Source organism: Kribbella orskensis, assembly GCF_004342085.1.
Taxonomy (GTDB): domain Bacteria; phylum Actinomycetota; class Actinomycetes; order Propionibacteriales; family Kribbellaceae; genus Kribbella; species Kribbella orskensis.
Genome location: NZ_SLWM01000014.1, coordinates 147,087 through 171,559, shown reverse-complemented (window position 1 = coordinate 171,559; position 24,473 = coordinate 147,087). Strand labels below are relative to the sequence as shown.

General features: G+C 69.0%; 24 protein-coding genes. 12 read left to right on the top strand and 12 right to left on the bottom strand.

The window, feature by feature from the left end:
- Positions 1-13: 13 nt before the first annotated feature.
- Together EV644_RS30190 and EV644_RS30185 are read right to left on the bottom strand one after the other, a co-directional pair.
- A complete protein-coding gene (locus EV644_RS30190) occupies positions 14-217 on the bottom strand; it encodes a hypothetical protein (protein ID WP_132192360.1) in 204 nt (67 codons plus the stop codon).
- Between the two features lie 211 nt (positions 218-428).
- Positions 429-740 carry a DUF3099 domain-containing protein gene (locus tag EV644_RS30185; RefSeq protein WP_132192359.1) on the bottom strand — a complete coding sequence of 104 codons (312 nt, stop codon included), beginning with the start codon at positions 738-740 and terminating at the stop codon, positions 429-431.
- Between the two features lie 73 nt (positions 741-813).
- Here EV644_RS30185 and EV644_RS30180 point away from each other — a divergent pair, with 73 nt between their 5' ends.
- The 5 genes from EV644_RS30180 (at position 814) to EV644_RS30160 (ending at position 5,327) form a co-directional block, all read left to right on the top strand.
- The gene (locus tag EV644_RS30180) at positions 814-1,026 is read left to right on the top strand and encodes a dodecin (protein WP_132192358.1); all 213 of its coding nucleotides are present in this window, start codon (positions 814-816) and stop codon (positions 1,024-1,026) included.
- A 177-nt stretch (positions 1,027-1,203) separates the two neighbouring features.
- Positions 1,204-1,908 (top strand): 3-oxoacyl-[acyl-carrier-protein] reductase, encoded by a 705-nt coding sequence (fabG, locus tag EV644_RS30175; protein WP_132192357.1) that lies wholly within the window; start codon positions 1,204-1,206, stop codon positions 1,906-1,908.
- A gap of 56 nt (positions 1,909-1,964) precedes the next feature.
- Positions 1,965-2,735 (top strand): enoyl-ACP reductase FabI, encoded by a 771-nt coding sequence (gene fabI, locus EV644_RS30170; RefSeq protein WP_132192356.1) that lies wholly within the window; start codon positions 1,965-1,967, stop codon positions 2,733-2,735.
- The gene (locus EV644_RS30165) at positions 2,728-4,422 is read left to right on the top strand and encodes a Mur ligase family protein (protein ID WP_241998996.1); all 1,695 of its coding nucleotides are present in this window, start codon (positions 2,728-2,730) and stop codon (positions 4,420-4,422) included. Before fabI ends, EV644_RS30165 begins: the two co-directional genes overlap by 8 nt.
- Positions 4,423-4,460: 38 nt before the next feature.
- Positions 4,461-5,327: a hypothetical protein gene (locus EV644_RS30160; RefSeq protein WP_132192355.1), complete on the top strand. Its 867-nt coding sequence runs from the start codon at positions 4,461-4,463 to the stop codon at positions 5,325-5,327.
- Between the two features lie 526 nt (positions 5,328-5,853).
- Here the strand turns inward: EV644_RS30160 and EV644_RS30155 are convergent.
- The 7 genes from EV644_RS30155 to EV644_RS30125 all read right to left on the bottom strand — a co-directional run bounded on the left by EV644_RS30155 (position 5,854) and on the right by EV644_RS30125 (position 15,270).
- Positions 5,854-6,972 (bottom strand): Dyp-type peroxidase, encoded by a 1,119-nt coding sequence (locus EV644_RS30155; protein ID WP_241998994.1) that lies wholly within the window; start codon positions 6,970-6,972, stop codon positions 5,854-5,856.
- 80 nt (positions 6,973-7,052) lie between these two features.
- Positions 7,053-7,598: a copper chaperone PCu(A)C gene (locus EV644_RS30150; protein WP_132192353.1), complete on the bottom strand. Its 546-nt coding sequence runs from the start codon at positions 7,596-7,598 to the stop codon at positions 7,053-7,055.
- Positions 7,599-7,675: 77 nt separating this feature from the next.
- A complete protein-coding gene (gene cphA / locus EV644_RS30145) occupies positions 7,676-10,483 on the bottom strand; it encodes a cyanophycin synthetase (RefSeq protein WP_132192352.1) in 2,808 nt (935 codons plus the stop codon).
- Positions 10,480-11,610 (bottom strand): cyanophycinase, encoded by a 1,131-nt coding sequence (locus EV644_RS30140; protein ID WP_132192351.1) that lies wholly within the window; start codon positions 11,608-11,610, stop codon positions 10,480-10,482. Before EV644_RS30140 ends, cphA begins: the two co-directional genes overlap by 4 nt.
- A gap of 35 nt (positions 11,611-11,645) precedes the next feature.
- Positions 11,646-12,557: a zinc-binding dehydrogenase gene (locus tag EV644_RS30135; protein WP_132192350.1), complete on the bottom strand. Its 912-nt coding sequence runs from the start codon at positions 12,555-12,557 to the stop codon at positions 11,646-11,648.
- Positions 12,558-12,785: 228 nt separating this feature from the next.
- Positions 12,786-14,201 (bottom strand): glycoside hydrolase family 16 protein, encoded by a 1,416-nt coding sequence (locus EV644_RS30130; RefSeq protein ID WP_132192349.1) that lies wholly within the window; start codon positions 14,199-14,201, stop codon positions 12,786-12,788.
- Positions 14,202-14,316: 115 nt separating this feature from the next.
- The gene (locus EV644_RS30125) at positions 14,317-15,270 is read right to left on the bottom strand and encodes a GNAT family N-acetyltransferase (RefSeq protein ID WP_132192348.1); all 954 of its coding nucleotides are present in this window, start codon (positions 15,268-15,270) and stop codon (positions 14,317-14,319) included.
- 167 nt (positions 15,271-15,437) lie between these two features.
- On the opposite strand from EV644_RS30125, the gene EV644_RS30120 reads away from it, so the two are divergent.
- Positions 15,438-16,241 carry a hypothetical protein gene (locus EV644_RS30120; RefSeq protein WP_132192347.1) on the top strand — a complete coding sequence of 268 codons (804 nt, stop codon included), beginning with the start codon at positions 15,438-15,440 and terminating at the stop codon, positions 16,239-16,241.
- A gap of 39 nt (positions 16,242-16,280) precedes the next feature.
- Here the strand turns inward: EV644_RS30120 and serB are convergent, their stop codons facing one another.
- Positions 16,281-17,501 (bottom strand): phosphoserine phosphatase SerB, encoded by a 1,221-nt coding sequence (serB, locus tag EV644_RS30115; protein WP_132192346.1) that lies wholly within the window; start codon positions 17,499-17,501, stop codon positions 16,281-16,283.
- A 27-nt stretch (positions 17,502-17,528) separates the two neighbouring features.
- Positions 17,529-18,272, bottom strand: coding sequence for an Rv1486c family protein (locus EV644_RS30110; RefSeq protein ID WP_132192345.1), 744 nt, complete (start codon positions 18,270-18,272; stop codon positions 17,529-17,531).
- 79 nt (positions 18,273-18,351) lie between these two features.
- Here EV644_RS30110 and EV644_RS30105 point away from each other — a divergent pair, with 79 nt between their 5' ends.
- The 4 genes from EV644_RS30105 (at position 18,352) to EV644_RS30090 (ending at position 22,243) form a co-directional block, all read left to right on the top strand.
- Positions 18,352-19,134: an ABC transporter ATP-binding protein gene (locus EV644_RS30105; protein WP_132192344.1), complete on the top strand. Its 783-nt coding sequence runs from the start codon at positions 18,352-18,354 to the stop codon at positions 19,132-19,134.
- A 202-nt stretch (positions 19,135-19,336) separates the two neighbouring features.
- A complete protein-coding gene (locus EV644_RS30100) occupies positions 19,337-19,855 on the top strand; it encodes an NfeD family protein (RefSeq protein ID WP_132192343.1) in 519 nt (172 codons plus the stop codon).
- Between the two features lie 322 nt (positions 19,856-20,177).
- Entirely contained in the window at positions 20,178-21,353 is a 1,176-nt protein-coding gene (locus EV644_RS30095; protein ID WP_132192342.1) for an SPFH domain-containing protein, read from the top strand.
- 143 nt (positions 21,354-21,496) lie between these two features.
- Positions 21,497-22,243: a sulfite exporter TauE/SafE family protein gene (locus EV644_RS30090; RefSeq protein WP_132192341.1), complete on the top strand. Its 747-nt coding sequence runs from the start codon at positions 21,497-21,499 to the stop codon at positions 22,241-22,243.
- 7 nt (positions 22,244-22,250) lie between these two features.
- Here EV644_RS30090 and EV644_RS30085 read toward each other — a convergent pair whose 3' ends face one another.
- On the bottom strand, positions 22,251-22,904 hold the full coding sequence (locus EV644_RS30085; RefSeq protein WP_132192340.1) for a TetR/AcrR family transcriptional regulator: 654 nt from the start codon (positions 22,902-22,904) through the stop codon (positions 22,251-22,253).
- A 103-nt stretch (positions 22,905-23,007) separates the two neighbouring features.
- On the opposite strand from EV644_RS30085, the gene EV644_RS30080 reads away from it, so the two are divergent.
- A complete protein-coding gene (locus EV644_RS30080; protein ID WP_132192339.1) occupies positions 23,008-23,961 on the top strand; it encodes a quinone oxidoreductase family protein in 954 nt (317 codons plus the stop codon).
- A gap of 37 nt (positions 23,962-23,998) precedes the next feature.
- Positions 23,999-24,430 (top strand): organic hydroperoxide resistance protein, encoded by a 432-nt coding sequence (locus tag EV644_RS30075; RefSeq protein WP_132192338.1) that lies wholly within the window; start codon positions 23,999-24,001, stop codon positions 24,428-24,430.
- Positions 24,431-24,473 lie beyond the last annotated feature (43 nt).

Genomic DNA, 24,473 nt, shown 5'->3' with positions numbered 1-24,473 from the left:
CCGAGGCGGACTTTCAGGCCTCGAAAGGCTCTACCTCGCGCAGGAAAGAACGCCGCGCCAGGAAGTCCGACAGGGACTCCTTGTGCTCGTCACAAGCCAGCCAGGTCTTGCGCCGGTCGGGGGTGTGGATCTTCGGGTTGTTCCAGCGCACGGCCCAGGTCGCCGGCTTGCCGCATCCCTTTGCAGAGCAGACGGACGGCAGCTCTTCTTCAGTCATCAGCGAGGTCTCCCGGGGGCATTTCTGTCAGTGCAGGCAATTGTTCCTGACCACTCAATTATCAATAGCCTGGACAAAATGAAGCGACGTCGGACAGCCACGGGGGGAGCCGTCCGACGCCGCATCAAGTCTCTGAATTCCATCTGTGAACTTCAGAGCACGCGGGAGATTCTGACACGGATCAGTCGTGAGAATCCAGTCCCGGCGCGGATCACTTTTCGGTGTCGAGATCGGGACCCAGTTCGCCCCGGGCCGGCGGCAGGTAGACCGCCGCTCCGGTGACCTTCGAGGTGCGTCGCGCGTTGGCGAGCACGACCGCGATCGACGGCAGGAAGACCGCGGCGACGATGAACATCCAGCGCCAGGGAGACGGGGTCACCACGGCGAGCACGAAGCAGACGATGCGCAGGGACATCATCCACGCGTACCGCACGATTCTGCTGTCCAGATCCTCGGACCGGCCCGGCTGAGCGCTCGTCACCGAAATGACGGTCTCGTCGGCCTTGTCACGGCGTCGCGGCATCTATCCTCCTCACCAACACCCAACGGTACGCCGCCACGGACGTGGTGGCACACTCAGGCGAAGGGGAACTCCGATGACAGATCGCACCTACCGCGTGACCGAGATCGTCGGCACGTCCAAGGAAGGCGTCAACCAGGCGATCACGAACGCGATCACCCGGGCCGGCGAGACGCTGCGGCACCTGGACTGGTTCGAGGTGACCGAGGTCCGCGGCCACATCGTCGACAACGCGATCGACCACTACCAGGTGGGCCTCAAGGTCGGCTTCCGCCTCGAGGACTCCTGATCCCCGGAGTCCGCCGAACCGCGCCGTACCGCTGACAACGCCGTACTGCGAACCACGCCCGGGCGTAGCGCGAACCGCCCGGGCCCGCCCGGTTCGCGGTACGGGCGGGTGCGGGCGATACCGTTCGTGCGGCAGCGCCCTCGACGGCGCCGTAGATATCTGTGAGGAGAGGGATTCGTGGCCAGATCGGTACTCGTCACCGGTGGGAACCGGGGCATCGGACTCGCCATCGCGACGGCCTTCAAGGAGGCCGGCGACCAGGTCGCGGTCACCTACCGCAGCGGGGAGCCCCCGGAGGGCTTCCTCGGCGTGAAGTGTGACGTCACCGACGCCGAGCAGGTGGAGGCCGCGTTCGACACCATCCAGGCCGAGCACGGCCCGGTGGAGGTGCTGATCGCCAACGCCGGCATCACCCGCGACGCGCTGCTGCTGCGGATGACCGACGAGGACTGGGACGCGGTGATCGCGACCAACCTGACCGGCTCGTTCCGGGTCGCCAAGCGCGCCGCCAAGGGCATGCTGCGGTTGCGCCGGGGCCGGATCGTCTTCATCTCCTCCGTCGTCGGCCTGCTCGGCTCCCCGGGGCAGGTGAACTACGCCGCGAGCAAGGCCGGCCTGGTCGGGATGGCCCGGTCGATGGCCCGCGAGCTCGGCAGCCGCGGGATCACCACCAACGTGGTCGCCCCGGGCTTCGTCGAGACGGACATGACCGCGGTGCTGCCCGAGGAGACCCAGAAGCAGTACCTGAGCCAGATCCCGCTCGGCCGCTTCGGCCTGACCGACGAGATTGCCAAGGTGGTGCGCTGGGTGGCCTCGGACGAGGCCGGCTACATCACCGGTGCGGTCATTCCGGTCGACGGCGGCATCGGCATGGGCCACTAGCCCCGCCCTCCGTACCACCCCTCCCAGCTCGACATTTTCCAGAAAGGGCACTGCCCGTGGGCATCCTCGACGGCAAGCGCATCCTGGTCGCGGGCGTCACGCTCGACTCCTCGATCGGGTTCGCCACGGCCAAGGTGGCGCAGGAACAAGGCGCCACCGTGCTGATCTCGAACTTCGGCCGCGCGCTGAACATCACCAAGCGGATCGCCAAGCGGCTGCCGGTCGAACCGCCCGTGCTGGAGCTGGACGTCACCGATGCCGACCATCTGGCCGCCCTGCCGGACGCGATCCGCGAACACGTGGACGGCCTGGACGGCGTCGTGCACTCGATTGCCTATGGCAACCCGGAGACGATCCTCGGCGGCAAGTTCCTCGAGGGTCCGTGGGACGACGTGTCCCGCGCCGTGCACGTCTCGGCGTACAGCCTCAAGTCTCTGGCGGTGGCGTGCGCCCCGCTGATGAGCCCGGGTGGCAGCATCGTCGGGCTGACCTTCGACGCCACCGTCGCCTGGCCGGGGTACGACTGGATGGGCGTGGCGAAGGCCGCGCTGGAGTCGACCTCCCGGTACCTCGCGCGAGACCTCGGCGCGCAGGGGATCCGCTGCAACCTGGTCTCGGCCGGTCCGCTGAAGACGCTCGCGGCGAAGGCGATCCCGGGCTTCGAGAAGTTCGAGGAGCCGTGGCTGGACCGCGCGCCGCTGGGCTGGGACCCGTCCGACCTCGAACCGACCGGCAAGACGATCGTCGGTCTGCTCAGCGACTTCTTCCCCTCCACCACCGGCGAGATCATCCACGTCGACGGCGGTTACCACGCGATGGGTGCCTGAATTGTCCACGTCCCTGGTGGAGCTCCGTGTCCTGGACGGAGCCAACCTCTACTTCAGCCGCGCGGCGGTCAAGCTCACCCTCGACCTGACCGCGCTGATCGACGCCCCGGCGCCGGCCGCGAAGGCGTACGCCTCGGCCCTCGGCCTGGGCACCACCCGGCCGGGCCGGATCGGGTCGGGCTTCCGGCAGCGGTTCGCCGTCCGGGTGGTCGGCCACATCGTCCGCCGGATCGCCCGCGAGGCGGGGATCGGCCGGATCGGCGTCCGGGTCCGCTCGGAGTCGGACGTGCACCGGCTGGTCGTCGCGTTCCCGTGGGCGCACGAAGGACGTGCCCGGGCGCTCGGCCAGGCGATCGTCGACGTCGTCGACGCGTTCGGCGCAGATGAGCTGCCAGAACTGGTCGCCTCCGTCGGTGACCGGGTCCGCAACGAGCCGGCCGGCGACCCGCCGTCGACCCTGCGGCCGAAGGTCCCCGTGGTCGCGGTGACCGGCACGAACGGCAAGACCACGACGTCCCGGATGATCGCGCACATCGGCCGGGCGGCAGGGCTGCACGTCGGCTGGTCCAGCACCGATGGCGTGTACTTCGATGGCGAGCTCGTCAAGTACGGCGACTTCTCCGGTCCGAGTGGCGCCGGCCAGGTGCTCTCCCAGCCGGGGGTCCAACTGGCGGTCACCGAGACGGCCCGCGGCGGCATCCTGCGGCGCGGGATCGGCGTCGCCTACAACGACGTCTCGGTGGTCACCAACGTCACGGCCGACCACCTGGGGCTCGGGGGCATCGACACCGTCGACCAGCTCGCCGAGGTGAAGGCGGTCGTCACCAAGATCACCCGGCCGCGCGGCTGGTGCGTCGTGAACGGCGACGACCCGCGCACGTTCGGAATGCGGCTCGGGTCGCCCGCGAAGTGCTGGGTGTTCTCCCGCGACCCCGACTCGCCGTCGATCCGCACGGTGCTCGACGAGGGCGGCCGCGCGACCACGGTGCTGGACGGGTTCATCACCGTGCTCGACAACTCCAGCGACGCGGAACCGCTGCTGAAGGTCGTGGACGTCCCGATGACGCTGTCCGGCCTGTCGCACTACAACGTGGAGAACGCGCTCGCGGCGACTTCGGCCGCTCTCGGGCTCGGCCTGTCCCGCAGCGCGGTGATCGAGGGACTCACCACGTTCACCCCGGGCGAGAACAACCCGGGCCGGATGAATATGTACTCCATCCGCGACTTCACCGTGGTGATCGACCTGGCCCACAACGAGGCCGGGCTCGAGGCGCTGCTGGAGATCATGAACGGCGTCCGGGAGCCGGGTGCCCGGCTGCTGCTCGCGCTCGGTTCGCCGGGTGACCGGGCCGACGACATGGTGACCGCGATGGGCGCGATCGGTGCCCGCGGCGCGGACAGGGTGGTGATCGGGCACAAGGGTGACTACCTCCGCGGCCGGCCGCCGGAGGAGCTCGAGGCGGTGTTCCGCGAAGGCACCAGTTCGGTCGGCGTCGACGACGTACCGGCGTTCCCGAGCGAGCTCGACGCGGCCAAGGCGCTGGTCGGCGAGGCGCAGCCCGGTGACGTGGTCGCCGTGATGTCTCTGCAGGATCGGGCGAGTCTTGACGCCTGGTTGCGGTCCGAGGGGGCTACCGTCGATAACCCGGAGACCTTGAAGAGCAAGGTCGAGCGAGCACAACACTGATCCCGGGCCCCCTCCGCCCGGGGCCGGAACGAGGTGTCATGCGCTACTTGTGGTCGGTGCCGGCGGCGGTGATCGCCTGGTTCGTGGTCGGCTTCGCGCCGACGTACCTGAACGCGCTGCCCGACGGCTCGACCATGTTCGTGCCGGCCCGGATCGATCTGCTCGTACTCGGCGGATTCGCCGGGGGAGTGGTGGCCGGACTGCTCATCCGTCGGATCCGGATCGTGGTGCCGCTCGTGCTCGTGGTTGCCAGCGGCGCCTGGTGGTTGAGCGGCCATGCACTGACTGACGGGCAGTTGTCGGACAAGGGATTGCTGGCCGCGTTGCTGGTGGCAAGCGCCATCGGCGGGTTCTTCGGAGCCCTGGGCACCCGTAGCTCGGTCGTCGCCGCCTTCGCGCTCGCCGTGCCGGTCGCGTGGTACGCGCTGCGCCCTGCCTCCGAGCTGGAGACCTGGCGTTGGCTGTGGCAACTGAATGGCCTGCTGGTCGCCGCCGGTCTGGCCCTGCTCCTCTACGTCGCCTGCTGGCGGCGCGGGTGGCGTTCGGCGGACTGCTGGGTGCCCCTGGCAGCGGTCTACGTCGCGTCGTTCGCCGTGGTGGATGGCGCGCAGGCGATCACCGAGGCAAGGGGCCGCAGCACGGACGAGATCGCCGACGCGGGGACGGACGCGTTCTTCCAGACCTTCGAGCCGCTGCTCCGGGAGTACTGGCCGTGGCTCGTGCTGGCGGTGCTCCTGGCGATCCCGATGGTGGCGCTCAAGATCCGCGCGCTGCCGCCGCCCCCACCGCCGCCCTCGCCGTACGACGACCGCGGCAACGACGCGGTGCTGTCGGACGACCTGGACTGGATCGACCGCGAAGAGCCCAAGCGCCGGCTGCTGCCCCGCCGCGAACCCGTCGGCTGACACGGCACGCCTGCGCAGGTCAGGCGCTACGGGACTCAGCCGGGTCGCGTACCGAGCGACAGGACGTCCTTGCCACCAGGCCACCCCAGCGCGGCCACACCCCCCTCAGACCCCGGCGAGCAACTCAGTACTGCCTGTCACTCGGTACACCCCACACCTAGACGGCAAAACCCCGAAGGACGGCATGCCGGAGCCTGGCACCACCTCCAAGCCGGCTCACACCTCCCCGCGGGAGCCACTTGGCTCTTCCGTCCCTGGGCCGCGCGAAAAGTGTCCGGATCAACCCGAGACACAACTGTCCAGTCACAAACTCGGGACAGTCCCGCCCCTGGCGGCGCCGGGCTTTGGTTTTGCACAAAGTCGGCCAGTCCAAGGCGGGATCGAGGCGAGGGAGGACCTTGTGCACCGGCTGAGCTGATTCCGGCGGCGGAAACGCTTAGCCGGTGCACAAGGTGGCGTCAGGTGGGAGGGCCTAGGTGGGCGTGCGGGGAAGGCCTGGTGGGGAGCGGGTGTGCGGGAGTGGGGGTCAGCGCAGCAGGGCCTGTGCGAGCCATTCGTCTGGGTGGAAGCCCGGTGGGATGGCGAAGACGGCTGAGCCGATGGTGGTGGTCCACTCGTTGAGGGCGTCCGCCGCGTCGAGACGAGCCAGCAGCGGGAGGAACTGGCCTGCTATGTCGGCCTGGTAGCTGAGGAAGATCAGGCCGGACTCACGGGTTGCGCCCGTGTCCTGGACGTAGTTGAGGCCCTTGCGGAAGATCCGGCGGCCGTCGTTCGTCGAGTGGTGGGAGAGTCGTGCGTGCGCGTTCTCGGCGATCACCAGGCGACCGTCGGCGTCCCGCTTCTCGAGATCCAGTTCGTCGTGCTCGACCGATCCGGTGAGCGGAGCACCGGTCGAAAGCTTCCGGCCGACCGCGCGTTCCTGTTCTGACCGGGTGAGCTCGTCCCAGGTGTCCAGGTTCATCCTGATCCGCCTGACCACTAGCGTCGTGCCGCCCCGGAACCACTCGAGTCCGTCCGTCGACCACACCGTGCTGTCGAACTCCGGAGTACCGGGTGCGGGGTTGCCGGTGCCGTCCACCTGGCCGAAGAGGTTCCGCCCGGTGACAGGTTTCCTGTCGGCGCCGGCGCCGTTCCAGAACCCCGTCTGCCGCCAAACCGGCCGCGCGAACGGAGCCGCATCAGCCACGAGACGCCGTACTGCGTGAACGACCGACACCGGGTCGTCCGCGCCGACGAGCAGGAGGAGATCACCACCAGACCACGCTGGCTGCAGGCGATCGTGCGACATCACCGGCAGGTCGTCGAGCCCACCAGGCTTCAACCCAGCAAGCCCTGGCAGGCTGAACACCCGAGGCCCGAAGCCGACAGTCGTCGTCAGCGCGACGCCAGGGAGGGCGAGCTCCGGGGCAGTGTCGCCGGGTGCGGGACGACCGGCGCTCAGGGCAACGATGTCCGCCGTCCAGAGCCGCATCAACCGACCGAGCGCGGCCCGATCGGTGCCGCTCAGCAGGGTGAGTGCGACCAGCTCGGCGTGCTTGGGTGACGCCGCCGCGACAGCAGGCTGGTGATCGCCATACGGCTCGATATCCCGGACAACGACTGCGGCCTCGGTGCTGCTGGCGGCGGGGTCATCCTTGCCCAGCACAACAGCTCCGCCGGTGATGGCGGCGCCAGCCACGGCAGCCCCGGCGTACCCGAAGAGTTGCCGTCGAGACGGCCGCGCGGTCAAGGTGTGCTGGTGGGTGTGGCGGACGGGTGGTAGTGCTCTTCCTCCTCGGTGAACGCCTTCACCGGCACCGTGAGGTCGTGCGAGGAACCGTCGGAGAACTTGAGCGTCAGCGGTACTTCGTCACCGGGCTTGAGCGCCTGCTTCAGGTCCATCAGCATCACGTGGTCGCCGCTCGGCGCGAGATGGGCGTGGGACTCGGCCGGGATGTTGATGCCACCGGCCTTCTCCTGCATCATCATCTGGCCGTCCTTCATCGCCATCTCGTGCAGCTGCACCACGCCCGCCGCCGGAGAGGTTGCCGAGGTCAACCTGACGTCCGTGCCGCCCGGGTTGGTCAGGGACATGAAGGCGGCCGTCATCGTGGTGTCCTTGGCGCCGACGGTCGCACGGACCCACGCATCCTCGATCAGCACACCAGGTGTCGTGGCGGCGGCCTGCGTCGCGGAATCCGTCGAGGCCTGGGTCGGAGCCGACGATCCGCAGGAGGACAGCAACAGAGGGAGGGCGACGGCCAGACAGGCCGTCAGCAACTTGGTCTTCACGGACAGGCCAACGAGGCTTCGCTTACCCGAGTTCCCCCTGAGCGGGGACACACGGTGTGTCCCCGCTCACGGTCCGTCTACTCCTCTGACGGGGAAGCTTCCTCGTCCGACCGGACGAAGTCCGGATCGCCGCCCTCGTCTCCCGAACGGGCGCCCGCCTGGGCGAGGTGGGACACCGATTCGAGTTCCGCCAGCACGGTCTGGTGCTGGTCGACGCAGAGCACCACGAGGTCACCGGGGTTGGATCTGCTCAGCGCGTGCCGGATCGCGGTCAGCTCGTCGATCACGGTCTCGACCTGACGACAGCGCGCACCGTTCTCCATCGCCGTACGGACGCCCTCGCTGATCAACTCGGCCGACTCGCCGCGCTTGCGACCACGCAACCGCGCGTCCTCGCGGACGATCACGACGTCGAAGTGCTGCGCCGCGACGTCGCCCAGTTCGCGCATGTCGTCGTCCCGGCGGTCGCCCGCGGTCGCGATCACGCCGATCCGCGACGGCCGGCCGAGCTCGGACGACGCGTTCAGGCTCTCGCCGAGCTTGTCGACGAAGTCGCCGAGCATCCGCATCGCCGGGGCGTTGTGGCAGTAGTCGACGATGACGGTCCGCCCGTCGACGTCGATCTCGTTCAGCCGGCCGGGGGACAGGTAGTACGACGTGTTGAACGTCCGCAGGCCCTGCCGGATGTCGTGCAGGGGAGCCCCGGCCGCGAAGGCTGCCGCGGCGGCGGCCATCGCGTTCTGCACGTTCATCATCGCCCGCCCGCCGAACGTTGCCGGCAGCAAGTGGGTCCACGCCAGCTGCATCGACCGCCGGCCGTGCTTCATGATGATCATGTCGCCCAGGTCGGAGCGGTCCAGCACGACCGCACGACCACCGCGCCGGCAATGGCCCTCGATGTAGTCGCGCACCTCGCTGCCGGGCTCGGAGACGCTGAACCACACCACCTCGCCCGAGCACTTCCGTCGCATCTTGCGAACCAGCGGATCGTCGGCGTTCAGTACTGCGAACCCGTTGCGCGGCACCGCCTCCACCAGCACGGCCTTCACGTCGGCCAGTTGCTCGAGGGTGTCCACCCCGCGCATGCCCAGGTGGTCCGGCTGGATGTTCAGCACCACGGCGACGTCGTTGCGCTGGTAGCCGAGGCCCTCGCGCAGGATCCCGCCGCGAGCCACCTCGAACACGGCGAAGTCGACCCGCGGGTTCTGCAGCACCATCCGGGCGGACTTCGGCCCGGACGCGTCGGACCGGATCACCAGCCGCTCGTCGATCACGATGCCGTCGGTCGAGGTCATCCCGACCTTGCGGCCCATCCCCTTGAAGACGTGGCTGATCATCCGCGAGGTGGTCGTCTTGCCGTTGGTCCCGGTGACCGCGACGATCGGGATCCGGCTGGTCGCGCCCGGCGGGAACAGCATGTCCACCACCGGCTTGGCGATGTACTGCGGGTCGCCGATCGTCGGGTTCGTGTGCATCCGGAACCCGGGGGCGGCGTTCACCTCGCAGATCGCGCCGCCGGTCTCGCGGACCGGCTGGGTGATGTCCGGGCAGATGAAGTCGATGCCGGCGATGTCCAGCCCGATCATCCGGGCCGCTTCCTCGGCGATCTCGACGTTCTCCGGGTGCGCCTCGAACGTGCGGTCGATCGAGATCCCGCCGGTCGACATGTTCCCGGTGAGCGTGAGCTTCACCATGGTGTCCTCGGGCGGTACGTCGTCCAGCTCGAAGCCCTGGCTGCGGACCAGTTCGCGCGCGGCCGCGTTCACCGTGATCCGGGTCAGGATCTTCTCGTGGCCGACGCCTCGCCGCGGGTCCGCATTGGTGATGTCGACCAGTTCGGCCACGGTGTGCACGCCGTCGCCGACGACGTGCGCGGGCACCCGCTCGGCGATGGCCTCCATCCGGCCGTTGATGATCAGACAGCGATAGTCCTTGCCGGTGACGAAGTTCTCCACGATCACCGAGCCCCGCCGCGACTGCTCGGCCGCGATCGGGAACGCTTCACGCAGTTCGTCCGCGTCCTTCAGGTTCAGGCAGACGCCCCGACCGTGGTTGCCGTCCAGCGGCTTGCACACGACCGGGTAGCCGATCTTGTTCGCCAGCTGTACCGCGTCCTCGACGTCGCGGACCGAACCCGACCGCGGCACCGGCAGTCCCGCCGAGGCGAGCAAGCGGGTGGTCAGGTCCTTGTCGCTGGCGACGTCCACCGCGATCGAGCCGGTCTCGGACGTCATCGTGGCCCGGATCCGCTTCGCGTGCACGCCCTGCCCGAGCTGGACCAGGCTGAACTTGTTCAGCCGGATCCACGGGATGTCGCGGGACACCGCCTCGTCGACGATCGCCTGGGTGGACGGCCCGAACGCGGTCCGCTCGGCCTGCTTGATGAACCGTTCGAGCTCGGTGGTGAAGTCGAACCCGGGATCCGGCTGCACCAGGTGGTTCACGAACCGGACGGCGAGCTCACCCGCGGCCAGGCCGACCGCCTCGTCGGCGTACGCGTAGACGATGTTGTAGCGGCCGGGCACGCCCTTGACCTGGCGGGTCTTGCCGCGCCGCATGTCGTGGCCGGCCTCCTGCTGCAGTTGCAGCGAGACGTGCTCGGCGATGTGGCCGAGCCAGGTGCCCTCCTGCAGCCGCTCGATGAAGCCACCGCGGCGGCCGCGCGAGCAGTGGTGCTGGTCCAGCCGGGGGAGGTGCTCGAGCAGCCGCTCGGTGAAGCCGTCGATCGTGTTGGAGGGGAAGTGCTCGAGCGACCCCAAGTCGACCACCAGCTGGATGGCGGGGTCGTAGCTCCACACGTTCGGGCCCCGGTAGACCCGGGTCTCGATGATCTTCAGGTCCGGGCTGGGGGTGCCCTGGGTCTGGTCGGCGGCGGTATCGGTCATGCGGTCCCACTGTCTGGTTGCGGCCCTGGAGTCGGCCCTGGCTCGGAGTCTGGTCGGCTGAGTTCGGCGCCCGCGCTCAGAGGCTCGGTCGCCTCCGGTCTGGACTGCCCGGCGGCCGACGATCTGGACTTCGCCGTGGCCGCCTTCTTGGCGGGCGCCGCCTTCGCCGTCCGGCGTCCGGCCCGGCGCTTGCGCTCGGCGTAGTACGCCGGAGAGACGCCCTCGGCGGCGATCTCCTTGGCGAGGTTGCGCAGATCCGCGCCGGCGGCCTCGATCGAGGCGATCTCCTCGGCCGGCGGCTGCGCGCCGTACGAGAGCAGCACGCGGGCCTTGAGGTCGAAGGTCGCGGTCGCGGGGAGCACGTGCAGGACGACGCCGGACGCGAGGATCGCCTCGGAGCGGCTCGCGTAGTGCGCGTTCGAGGTGATCCGGCTGCCGTCGAAGATCGTCACCGCACCCCGCCCGACGACCTCCAGATGAGACCCCCGTACGACGGCCGCGGTGTCCTCGTCGACGCCGATCCCGAGCAGCCCGGGGGACTGCGCCACCAGGGACAGCAGCCGGCCGTACCGGTTGCGCTGGGCGAAGTGCTGGTCCACGATCGCGCCCTGGACCAGGCCGAGCCCACCGGCCAACTGGCTCATCCGCTGCCGCGGGGTCGCCCCGGAGCGCCCGAACGCGATCATGTGCTCGGCCAGGATGCTCGCGCCGGCCGACGTACCGCCGACGGCCGCGCCCCGGGCATGAGCGGCGGTCACGGCCCGGCCGAACGCGGTACCCGTGACCACGCCGCTCAGCTTGAGCTGGTTGCCGCCGGTCATGAAGATCCCGGTCGCCTCGTTCAGCGGCTCGATGAAGGCGGGGTCGTCGGCGTCCTCACGGTTCTCCGGCCGTACGCCGACCACGCTGGCGGCGCCGAGCGCCGCGAACAACGCCGAGTACACGTCGACCACGTCCGGCCCCAGCGCGGAGGCCGTCGGAACCACCACGATCCGCGCCTTCGAGCCACCCGCCGCCTCGACGAACTCCTGCAGGACCATCCGCTTCTTCAGCTTGTCCTCGGCCCCACCAATGGCGAACAGAGCCCCCGGCCCGCCCGTCGTCACCCCACCCTGCTGTTCAGACATAGCCGAACAATAAGTGCTCCAGCCCCGAACAGCCCTCAGTGGACCCGCAAGACCGCCTTCCCGGTGATCCGGCGAGAAAGGAACGCCTCGATCACCGCCGGGGTTTCCTCCCAGGGCGCCTCGACCTCGACACCGACATCGAGCTTGAACCCAGCCACCAGTCCGAGCAGCCGGGTCAGGTCGTCCTGGACGCTGTCATGCGCCGTCAACTCGTCGAAGTTGTTCAAGGTGTAGATCCGCGCCCCCGCCGACCGATCGAACCCACCGGCCCGGAAGCTGATCCGCTCATCCGGATCAGGCGTCGCAAGATTGACCAGCACCCCACGCGGCCGCAGGCACTCGATCGCATCCCCGAAGACCTCCCCACCAACACAATCCACGATGAGGTCGTAGCTACCTCGGACCTCCGTCGTGACGAGGTCAGCCCCCGGCAGCTCGACCGCCGTACGGACCAAGGCTGTTACGTGTGCCCCAGCCGCCTTCGCCAGTTGAGTAGCGAACCGGCCGACCCCAGCCCTGGCCCCGGTCACCAACACTCGCTTGCCGAGCAGGAACCCGCCGACCTCGAGCGAGCGCAGCGCAGTGAGCCCAGCAGTCGGCAGAGCACAGGCCTGCGCGTCAGTCACGTTGCCAGGCAGCACGGTCAACCAGTTGGCGGGGACGGCGACGTACTCCGCCCATGCACCCCGGCTCCGGACCAGGCCGACCACCCGCCCACCGACGGCCATGCCGTCCTGAAGCTTGCTGACGTCGGCCGGCCCCGCTTCGAGTGTCCCCGCGAAGTCCCACCCGACCGGGGCCCCCTCGGGCAGTTTCCGGAGATCTTCAACCTCACCCCGATTCAGGGAGAAGGCATTCACCTTGACAAGCACCTCGTGCGGTAGAGGCATGGGGTCGGGTACGGGCGTCAGCGCAACCGACGACCCTGCCTTCGTAAGAGCCAGCATGCTCCCGACCGTACGTGGCGCCGGGCCGGAACGACCCGGCACCACGTCGGGTCATTGCAGTCGAGCCATTGCCGCGGCCTCCGTCGCATCAGGCGCCTGCCCGTGGTTCACTCTCAAGTGGTCCACCATCTGGTGCTCCGGGGCGGCCTCGGCTTGCTGATGAACCAGTACTGCGGCGGCTGCCGCGACCAGCACGTCCCCCGTGGCAAGGACCTCTTCGCGCGCATGTCAGTGGCCGAAGATGAACCAGTTGAGGTTCACGAAGTCAGCCGGCTGACCACTGGTGAAAGTGAGGTACACGTCGTGCACCCCGGTGACGGCGCCGATGTTCGCCGGGACTGTCCGCCAGCTCTGCCAGCCGCCGGTGTTGGCGATGGCGAAGCTGCCGATCGGTGCGTTCGACCTGTTGTCCAGGCGCACCTCGACGAGGCCGCTGACACCACCCGAGGCACCTGATGCGACCCGACCGCTGAACTGATGTGCCGCCGAGCTGCTGAAGTCGATGCTGCGATACATTGCCCAGTCGCCGTTGGCCAGCTGCATGAGGTTCTGCCCACCGCCTGAGTCAGTGGTGGTCTCCACGCCCGTACCGCCTTGCTGCGTGTAGGACTCGGCCTGGATGGTGCTGTAGGCACTGCCTCCGCCTCCGGGCGGGGGAGTGGTGGGTGGCGTGGTGGGCGGCGTGGTGGGCGGGGTGCCGCCGCCCTTCGTCGACACCGCCACGTAGTCCACGATCATCGGGCGATCCGGCACGGTCTCGGCCCGGGGCGTGGGACCGTTCAGCGCGTCGGGGAAGGCGCCGCCGATCGCGAGGTTCAGCAGGATGAAGTACCCCGCGTGGTTCGTCATGTTGGCCCAGGTGTCGGCCGGCAACTGCCCCTGGCTGACCGAGTGGAACTGCTGGCCGTCGACGTACCAGCGGAACTGGTTCGGCGAGATGCTCTGGTCCCACTCGAACCGGTAGGTGTGGAACGCGGACTGGCACGACGAGCCGGGACAGGCCCTGTTGCCGGCGATCCCGCTGGTCTCGTTGCACGGGCCGCCGGGGTTCACGCCGCAGTGCAGGACGCCCCAGACGGAATTGATCCCGTTGACGTTCTCCATGATGTCGAACTCGCCGATGCCCGGCCAGTTCCAGTAGTTCCCCCGGTACGGCTGGCCGAGCGCCCAGAAGGCGGGCCAGTACCCGAGTGCCGCGTTGCCCGTCACGTTCGGCATCTGGATCCTGCCCTCGATCGCGAGGACGCCGCCGGAGGGTGGCTTGAAGTTGCTGCGCTGGGTCTCGATCCGGGCCGACGTCCAGTTGCCGGCGCCGTCCCGGCGTGGCGTGATCCGGAGGTTTCCGGCGCCGTCCAACGCGAGGTTGCTGGTGCTGTTCGTGTAGTTCTGGATCTCGCCGGTGCCCCAGTTGCCGGGGCCGCCGGGGTAGCCGTGGCCGGTGTCGACGATCCAGTTGGCGCTGGACGGCAGCGAGCCTCCGGCGCCGTCGAAGTCGTCGCTCCAGACCGTCGTCCAGCCGGCGGCGGGCGGCGGCACGCTCGCCTGGGCCGCGATGGTCAGCGGGACGGCGACCAGGACGGGGGCGAGCAGGGCGCTGAGGATGGTTCGGCGACGTGTGGATGGTTTGTTCGGGCGGGAACGCATGGCGACCTCCACGGTCTTGGACCGGCGCCATCACCAGTCCGGCGCCGAAAGGTACGAAGTACCTATGGGAGCGCTCTCATGGCCGTGTGTCAACGGCTCGTCACGCTGGATCGCGTCAAGACTGCGAGGGAACGTTCCCGCCCGAAGGATTCCCGCCGGGAAGGCTTCCGCGGTAGACCGTCGTACTGCGCCGAACGCTCATCCCGAGGCGCTCGTACATCGCCAGAGCGCCGGTCCCCGAGTGCGTCCAGAGGATCAGGTTCCGCCGGCCCTGCTGGTAGAACCCGTGCCTCGCGACCGTCAGCAACCCTCGCGCGATTCCCTGGCCGCGGTGGTCACGCCGTACCGCGAGCTGCTCGACGTACCCCTCATCGGAGTCGGGCAGCTCGAGGCTCAGCACCACCCCGACCAGTTCGTCAGCGGCGAACGCGAGCGGCGAGAGGGCCGGGGCGAAGGTCTCCCGCTCGATGTTCAGCCGAGCCCACTCCTCGTACGACTTCCGCCGCGGCTGCCAGTCGGCGAAGGCGTCCTCCACCACAAGGTGAACCGCCGCCGCGTCACGATCCTCGAACGGCCGCACCGTGATCCCCGCGGGCAGTGCCGGTACGACGGGCTCGACCGGCATCGGCATCTCGAGCTGCCAGTTCGTCGCCAGTACTTCGTACCCGCGCGAGCGCAGCAACTCGGTCCCGGCCTCGTCCGCGTCGTCGACAGTCTGGGCCATCCAGTCGCTGCCCAGCTCAGTGGCTCGCGCCTCGGCCCACTCGATCAGCGCGGTCCCCACGCCTTGACCCCGGAAGGCGGGATCGACGTCGATCTGCGCTCGCCGCCCGCGATTCAGCCAGGCCCATCCCGCGAGCCGGCCGCTCTGGTCGTGGATGACCAGCGTGTCGTCGGCGAGCTCGAGCCCGGGCCGGGTGATGGAGGCCAGGATCCCGTCCGCCGACGTCTCGGCGTACCCGAGCAGCTCGTTCTCGACCGCCACCACCAGCCGATGGATCGCCTCGACATCGGTGGTGCTCGCCGCCCGGCCGCTGAACCCGGCCGGCACCTTGGGAAGGACAGCCATGCCCAGATCCTCATCCGCCCGGTTGCTCTTGGCAAATAGGCCCCGGATTTGCAGCTTGTTGCAATCCAGCTGTCCTGCGCTCGCGGGCCGGATGTGTCAGCATCACTCCTCGGGTCTGCCTGAACCTCATTTGCAGCGTGACCCTCGAACCTCCCCGGGAGTCTGCTGTGCGTATCACCCTGCCGCGCGCGATCGCGTTGACCGCGATGTTGGTCCTGCCGGTCGCCTGTGGTGGTGCCGACGAGAGCCCGGCGGTCAAGGCCACGCCCTCGAACACGTCGCCCACCTCGGCTGAGCTGACGACCGGGACCTTCGCCCCGAGAGTGCTGGGTGCGCTCGAGGCGAAGGGCTCATTCCACGTGGACGGCGCGCTGGTCGGCAAAGGCCAACGGGGAGTCGCGGACTTCACGGCGGATGTGCGGACGAGGGCCGGCGTGTCCGATGTGGCCCTCGTGACCGGAGGTATCTCGGTGATCAGGCTCGGCGACACGGTGTACATGCGAGACGACAAGCTGACCGGCAGCGCGAAGCGTCCGTGGGCCAGGCTGAACCAACGCAGCAAGAATCCGGCCGAGCAGGAAGCGCTGAAGCTCGCCAAGCTGACGATCGGGGTCGCCCTGGCACACCAGGTGATCGGCGGCACGGCGTACACGACAGGTTTCAAGAGGGGCGGGCAGCCCATGATCGACACCTCCGGCGAAGCGCAGGAGTACATCTTCACCATCGATCTGGGGAAGGCGGCCGCGAATCGTGCGGTGGGGGAGATGCTCAACGAGCGCGTGGCGAAGACGACACGAAAGGGTCTGAGCGTGTCGATCGCCATCGATGGCAACGACCTGCGGCGTCGGATCGAGTGCCTGTTCAGCCTCACCACTGGCTACGCCGCGAACGTCAGGGTGACGTTGAGCGCGTTCGGGCAGCAGGTGCCGATCGTCGCGCCGTCGGCTGGGGAGATCGGGGAAGTCAGCTGAGACTGCCCGGGCAATCCGCTGTGCGCACCGAGGTCGACCTCAGGTGAGGGCGCCGTCGGCGTCGGCGGCTTCTACTTCCTCGCGGGAGATGCCGAGCAGGTAGAGGATCGTGTCGAGGTAGGGGACGCTCAGGTGGGTGTCGGCGGCCTCGCGGACGACCGGTTTGGCGTTGAAGGCGATGCCGAGGCCGGCCGCGGCCAGCATGTCCAGGTCGTTCGCGCCGTCGCCGATCGCCACCGTCTGCGACAGCGGGGTGTCCGAGGCCGCCGCGAACCGCCGCAGCGCAGTCGCCTTGCCGGCCCGATCGACGATCTCGCCGACCACCTTGCCGGTCAGCCTGCCGTCGACGATGTCCAGCACGTTCGCCGCCGCGAAGTCGATGCCGAGCTCGGCCGCGAGCTGGTCGGTGATCTGGCTGAACCCGCCGCTGACGATCGCGAACTGGTACCCGAGCCGCTTCAGCGTCCGCACCAGCGTGCGAGCCCCGGGCGCCAGCTCGATCGCGTCGTACACCTCGTCGAGCGCGGAGACAGGCAGCCCTTCGAGGGTCGCCACCCGGTGCCGCAGCGATTCGGCGAAGTCGAGCTCGCCGCGCATCGCCTGCTCGGTGACCGCGGCGACCTCGGCGAGCCGGCCCGCGTGCTCGGCGAGCATCTCGATCACCTCGCCCTGGATCAGGGTCGAGTCGACGTCCATCACGATCAGCCGCTTGGCCCGGCGATACAGACCACCCGCCTGTACTGCGACGTCCAGGCGCTGGGCGACACCTTCGAGCGCGAGGACGGCGCGCAGGGCGTCCGGGTCGGCGCCGGACACGGCGATCTCCATCGCGGTGACCGGGTAGCGCGCCATCCGGCTGATCCGGTCGATGTTCCCGCCGATGTCGGCGATCCGGCCGGCGATCGCGGCGAGCCCCGCGGCCGACAGGGGATTGCCGATCACGGTCACCTGGCTGCGGCCCTTGCGGCGCGGTTCGTTGTCGCCGATGCCCTTGGAGACGTCGATCTGAACCTCGAGGTTCTCGGCGAGCGCCTTGAGGTCCTGCTTCAGCTCCTTGTGGTCCCGTGGCGCGGTCAGCAGCACGCCGAGCACCAGCCGGCCCCGGAGTACGACCTGTTCGGCGTCGATCACGTCCAGGCCGCGGCCGGCCAGCGTCGACAGCACGGCGGAGGTGAGGCCCGGGCGGTCCGTGCCGGTCAGCGTGACCAGCAGGGTCGGGCGATCGATGGGGTGCGCGTCGTGCTCAGCCTGTCCAGTCATGACGAGGATGACGCTACCCAAGAATGGTTAACGGGGAGTGGGCGGTCCACATGCCGCGACCAGTGCGCGGCGCGCGGCAGCGGCCAGATCCAGTAGCGTGCGGCGCCTGGCGTCGGCTTCGGCGCCGGTGACGGCCGCTCCGTCGTCCTCGAGCGCCGCATCCGCGATCGCGAGCAGGCGCCTTGCGGTCGCGGCGGTCTTCACCGCGCGGGCCTCGTAGCCGGGAGCGAGTTCGTCGCCCTTGCCGGAGCCGATCCTGCGGATGTCGATCAGCGCGTCGGCGACCTCGGGCTTCCACCTCGCCACGTCCAAGGCGGCGAGCGACTCGGCCGCCTCGATCAGCGCGGCCCGCAGTCCCCGGTCGGCTTCCCCGAGGTCGGCCAGTGGGGGACTGGTCGCGGGCAACACCGTCCACTGCACCGCCGGTCCGACGTACGCCGGTACGAGCCCGAGCTCAGTCCCGGTCAGTACTACGGCCTCGCCGGTCTCGAGCGCGGCCTCGTTGAACGGAGGTGGTCCGGCCAGCCCGATCGGGTCGCCGGGGATCGGCAGGGCGAGATGCGCCTGGGTGGCGCCGGCCGCGCGGAGCAGGTTGAGTGCCACCGGCAACGTCGCGGGCGCCGGGTGGGCGGCGAGGCCGGACACGTGGTGGCCGACGTCGTCGCCGAGGATCTTGTGGGCCGCCGTGTCCGGGTCGCAGGCGCCGGTCAGCATCGCGTTGGTCCAGACGGTGAAACGCACCGAGGCGGCAGTGGTCAGCACACCTGACATTGTCCCACCCGGCGGCCGCCGGCCCGACACCACCAGGGTCGGCGCACCTCGCCGCGGCCGACCCCGTAGGTTTTGGTCCATGACTGCAGTGGTGGAGCTCGCCGGTGTCTCGATCGTCCGCGGTGATGCGCGTCTGCTCGACAACATCGACTGGGAGGTCGACGAGGCCGACCGGTGGGTGGTGATCGGCCCCAACGGCGCGGGCAAGACGACGATGCTGCAGATCCTGGCGGCCCAGATGCACCCGACCACGGGAGTCGTCGGGCTGCTCGGCGAGGTCCTCGGCGCGGTCGACGTGTTCGAGCTCCGGCCACGGATCGGCCTGACCAGCGCGGCCCTCGCGGATCGCGTGCCGCGCTCCGAACGCGTCGCCGACGTCGTCGTCTCCGCCTCGTACGCCGTACTGGGTCGCTGGCGCGAGGAGTACGACGAGCTCGACCACCAGCGGGCCAAGGAGCTGCTGACCGAGCTGGGGATCGGTCACCTCAGCGACCGCACCTTCGGCACCTTGTCCGAGGGGGAGCGCAAGCGCGTCCAGATCGCCCGGGCCCTGATGACGGACCCCGAGCTGATGCTCCTCGACGAGCCGGCGGCCGGTCTGGACCTTACGGGTCGCGAACAGTTGGTCCGCTCCCTCAGCCAGATCGCGACCGCCGAAGGTGCGCCCGCGATGGTCCTCGTCACCCACCATGTCGAGGAGATCCCGCCCGGCTTCACCCACGCCCTGCTCCTGAAGCAGGGCCGCATCGTCAGCGCCGGCCCCATCACCGACGCACTGACCGCCCAGACCCTCAGCGAAACCTTCGACATCCCCCTTGCCCTCGACCACATCGACGGCCGCTACACCGCCCGAGCCCTCTGACCGTCGACTTCATCGTCCGAGCCTTCTGACCCTCGACCGGACGAGGGGCTACACCGCCCTGGTACGGCATCACCTCTCCGCGGCGGGTGGGTTTGTGGGTGGGGTGTTGGCTGGTAGGTGAGGAGGGAATCCTCGAACCGTCCGGGTGCGTCGGACGGTTGGTGGACCTGCTGGAGGTCCTGATCGCGGATAGAGTTGGCAGATGATGGATTGGCTGCGGGACAACGTCTGGGCGGCTTGGCTCGGGATCGCCGTCGTACTCGGTCTGGCTGAGCTCGCCTCACTCGACTTCACCTTGCTGATGCTGGCGGCGGGGGCGATCACGGCCGCCGGTGTGAGCGCCGTGTTCCCGCACCTGTTGTGGCTGCAGATCGTCGTCGGCCTGATCACCTCGGCCGCGATGCTCGCCGCCATCCGTCCGTTGCTGGTCCGCAAGATCCACCACGGCGTCGAGCTGAAGACCGGCTCGGCACACGTGATCGGCCGCAACGGTGTCGTGATCAAGGAGATCCATCCCGACGGCGGCGGCTCGATCAAGCTGAACGGTGAGCTCTGGACCGCCCGCCCGTACGACGAGGTCTCCACGATTCCGCCAGGCACCCGCGTCGAGGTGATGGCCATCGACGGCGCCACCGCGGTCGTCTATCCGGTCGGCGAGCCTCTCACCCACCGCCCCGAGCTCGGCCAGCCCGACCCCACCGACCAGAAGAACGACTCCTGACCTCCCCGCCGACTGCCGCCATCTAATGCTCGGCAGCAGGCGCCCGGTGCGAGCCCTCGACGGTCGGCCTGCCCGAGCCATTGGCGGTCGAGCCGATGCACAGTCGTACTGTGGCGCGCTGGTCGGGTGGCGTTGTGCGGCGGTGCGCGCGAAGTACTGTCGGAAGTAGGACATCGTTGCCATCGGCGACGCTTCGGCCGGCGGTCCGGCGGTCCGGAACCTGACTGATCAGGGAGCCGGATCGTGAAGGAACCGTTGCCCCCAGTGGACCGTCGATAGGAAAGACTGTCCGTCCTGAGGGTTCATCGAGTGGGAGGGTCACGTGACCGCGTTCCTCATAGTGCTGGCTTTGGTCGCCTTACTGGTGGTCGTCACACTGATCAAGTCCGTCCGGGTCGTGCAGCAGCAGACCGTCGGCATCGTGGAACGGTTCGGGAAGTTCAAGGTGGGTCTGCAGCCCGGCCTGAACCTGCTGACCCCGTTCGTCGACAAGGTGCGCTACACGATCGACATGCGCGAGCAGGTCGTCGCGTTCCCGCCCCAGGGCGTCATCACCGAGGACAACCTGATGGTGTCGATCGACTCCGTCATCTACTTCCAGGTGAACGACCCGGTGCGGGCGACGTACGAGATCTCCAACTACATCCAGGCGATCGAGCAGCTCACCATGACGACGCTGCGAAACATCATCGGTGGCATGGACCTGGAGCAGACGCTGACCAGCCGCGAGGAGATCAACGAGAAGCTGCGCTACGTGCTGGACGAGGCGACCGGCAAGTGGGGCATCCGGGTGAACCGGGTGGAGCTCCGCTCGATCGACCCGCCGCCGTCGATCCAGGACTCGATGGAGAAGCAGATGCGCGCCGACCGCGACAAGCGCGCCGCGATCCTGACCGCCGAAGGTATGCGGCAGTCGGCCGTCCTGTCGGCCGAGGGTCAGAAGCAGTCCGCGATCCTCACCGCGCAAGGTGATCGGGAGTCCCGCATCCTGCGCGCGCAGGCCGAGCGGGAGGCCCGGATCCTGAAGGCCCAGGGTGAGGCGCAGGCCATCACCACCGTCTTCAACGCGATCCACGCCGGCAAGCCGGACCAGGGTCTGCTGGCCTACCAGTACCTGCAGATGCTGCCGTCGATCGCTCAAGGCGACTCGAACAAGCTGTGGATCATCCCGAGCGAGATCGGCAAGGCGATGGAGGGTCTGGGAAGTGCCGTCGGCCAGATCGCCGGCATCACCCAGAAGGCCGAGGGTCCGTTCCCGGAGCCCGATCTGGGCGACTCGCAGGCGATCCAGGTCGAGAGCGGGATGGGTTCGGCGGCGGTTCCGGATGCCGCCGTGGCCGAGGCCGACCACGCGGTCCAGGAAGCGATCGCCGCGGCACAGAACGCGGCTGTCAGTTCGCGCAGCCAGCAGCAGAGTGCGCCCCCGGCGGTGACGGCCAGCCCGGAGCCGGCCGTACAGGACGTCCCGCCGTCGGCGGAACCGCCGGTCGAGCGCTGACCAGCCTCGGTACGACGTACTGATCGCGGCCCGGCTCACACCTCAGGGTGTGAGCCGGGCCGTGTGACGTCCACTGCACTTTCCGGTTCATTGGTCGGACTGACGAGCAGGTACGTCTGTCAGGTGCGTAGAGTCTGGCAGCGATGACATGGTTCGAGGCGCTGCTCGTCTTCGTGGCGGGCATGGGCGCAGGCACAATCAACGCGGTGGTGGGTTCCGGCACTTTGCTGACCTTCCCCGCGTTGCTTGCTGTCGGCATCCCGCCGGTGGTGGCGAACGTCAGCAACACCGTCGGCCTGTCACCCGGTACCGCGGCCGGCGCGATCGGCTACCGGCGCGAACTCGAAGGCCAGCGTGGCCGGATGCTGCGGCTGATCCCGGCATCGCTGCTCGGGGGCATCGTCGGAGCGATCCTGCTGCTCAAGCTGCCCGAGTCCGCCTTCGAGGCGATCGTTCCCGGGCTGATCCTGCTCGGCTGTGTCCTGGTGGCGCTGCAGCCGTGGCTGTCCAAGCGGATCAGCCTTCCCAAGCACACCCATCGTGGCGTCTGGTGGGTGATTCCGGCCGTCTTCGCGACCGGTGTGTACGGCGGGTACTTCGGCGCCGCCCAGGGTGTTCTCCTGATGGCGATCCTCGGCATCGGGATGGACGCCAATCTGCAGCGGATGAACGGTTTGAAGAACGTGCTCGCCACGGTGGTCAACACGGTCGCGGCGATCCTGTTCATCATCGTCGCGGACGTGGACTGGCTGGCCGCGGCGCTGATCGCGGTCGGCTCGACGATCGGCGGATTCGTCGGCGCCCGCTACGGCCGCAAGCTCCACCCGACAGCTCTGCGCGTCTTGATCGTGGTGATCGGCATCATCGCCATCGTCACGATGGTCTTCTGACCAAGGACTATCCGCCGGCCTGCAGACCCGCGAGCAGCAGGTCCAGGCCGTAGTCGAACTGCTCGTCGCCGCCGGTCGTCCGGGACAGCTCCGGTGTCAGTTCGACGACGGTCGGGAACTCGGTGGGGGAGAGCGACTCGATCGTGGCCCGCAGCCGGCGCCGTTCCTGCGGGTCCTGCCGCTCGGCCGCCATCTGGATCTCCCAGGACGTCGCCCCGAGGACATAGGTGAACAAGGTGGTGTGCGTCCGGGCCGCCGTCTGCGCATCGAACCCGGCCGACCGCAGTACGCCGAGCAGGTCTTCGGCCACCCGGGCGGTCTCGTGGCCGCTCAGCGGCCGGCCGGCAAGTAGTTGCGCGAGGCAAGGATGTTGCAGCATCAACGCGCGCAGTCCGCGGCAGACGGCGCGGACCTGGTCCGGCCAGGCGACGCCTTCGGGGACCGGCGGGATGAGCCCCATCAGGTGGTCGCGGACCGCGTCGTACAGGTCGTCCTTGTTGCGGAAGTAGGTGTAGAGCGCCATCGGGCCGACGCCCAGCTCGGCGGCCAGACCGCGGAGGCTGAAGGCGTCGGAGCCCTGGCCCTCCATCAGGTCGAGCGCGGTCCGCACGATCAGCTCGGAGCTGAGCGTGTTGCGCGGAGTGCGGGTCTTCGCCGGCATCCGGGGGTGCCTCCCTGATGGGTCGTAGATCACTACGGAACGTCTACCGTACGATGTATAGTACACCGTAGAGCAGCTGGACAAGGCGAAGGGATTCTGCAGCGTGCGAGCCGTACAGATCACCGAGTTCGGTGGACCCGAGGTCCTCAAGGTCAGCGATGTCGAGGAGCCGACGGCCGGTGAGGGGCAGGTCCTGATCTCCGTCGACCGAGCCGGGATCAACTACGCCGACACCCATCAGGTCGAGAACAGCTACCTGTCGAAGGCGGAGCTGCCGCTGATCCCGGGCGGCGAGGTCGTCGGCCGTACTGCGGACGGCCGTCGCGTGGTCGCGCTCGTCGGGTCCGGTGGTTATGCCGAGAAGGCGGTGGCGCACGCGCCGTACGTGTTCGACGTGCCGGAAGGTGTCAGCGACGGGGAGGCACTGGCGCTGGTCCTGCAAGGCACGACCGCCTGGCATCTGCTGAAGACTTCGACCCACTTCAAGGCGGGGGAGTCGGTGCTGGTGCACGCGGGCGCCGGCGGTGTCGGCTCACTCGCGATCCAGCTCGCCAAGCTCTGGGGCGCCGGGCGCGTGATCGCGACCGCCTCCAGCGACGACAAGCGCAAGCAGACTCTGGAGCTCGGCGCGGACGCCGCCATCGACGGCGGCCCCGAGGGCCTGAAGGACCGCATCCTCGAGGCGAACGGCGGCAAGCCCGTCGACATCGTGCTCGAGATGGTCGGCGGTCCGGTGTTCGACGAGTCGTTCGCCGCGCTCGGCCGGTTCGGCCGCCTGGTCACCTTCGGCGCGGCCTCCCGCCAGAGCGCTAACGCGATCGAGCCGGGCCGGCTGATGAAGGGCTCGAAGACGATCGCCGGCTTCTGGCTGGCCGACTGTTTCAAGAACCCGGCGCTGCTCGGCGACCCGCTGGCCGAACTGTTCGAGCTGGCCGGTGCCGGCAAGCTCCGCCCGATCGTCGGTGGCGACTACGCGATGTCCGACGTCGCCACCGCCCACGAAGACCTGCGAGCCCGCCGTACCGTCGGCAAGCTCGTGCTTGATCCCGCCCACTGATCACCCCTCACAACCCCCCCGAAAGAAGTCCTAACAGATGACCATCGCAGTCGAGAAGGTTCTGTACACCGCCCGCGCCACCGCCCACGGCGGTCGTGACGGCCACACCGCCAGCGACGACGGCAAGCTCGATGTCACCGTCGCGCCGCCGAAGGAGATGGGTGGCAACGGCGAGGGTACGAACCCCGAGCAGTTGTTCGCGGCCGGATTCGCGTCCTGCTTCCACAGCGCGCTGAAGGTGGTCGGGCGCCGGGCCCGCCAGAACGTCGACCACTCGACGGTCACCGCGGAGGTCGGCATCGGCCCGATCAACGGTGGCGTCGGCTACGGGCTCGAGGTCGAGCTCGTCGTCAGCCTGCCGGACGTAGACCGCGCGATCGCCGAGGAGCTCGTCGCCAAGGCCCACGAGGTCTGCCCGTACTCCAACGCCACCCGCGGCAACATCAAGGTCGGCCTCGTCGTCGCCTGACGCCCGGTCGAATCGGCCCCTCTGGAGCACTGCTCCAGAGGGG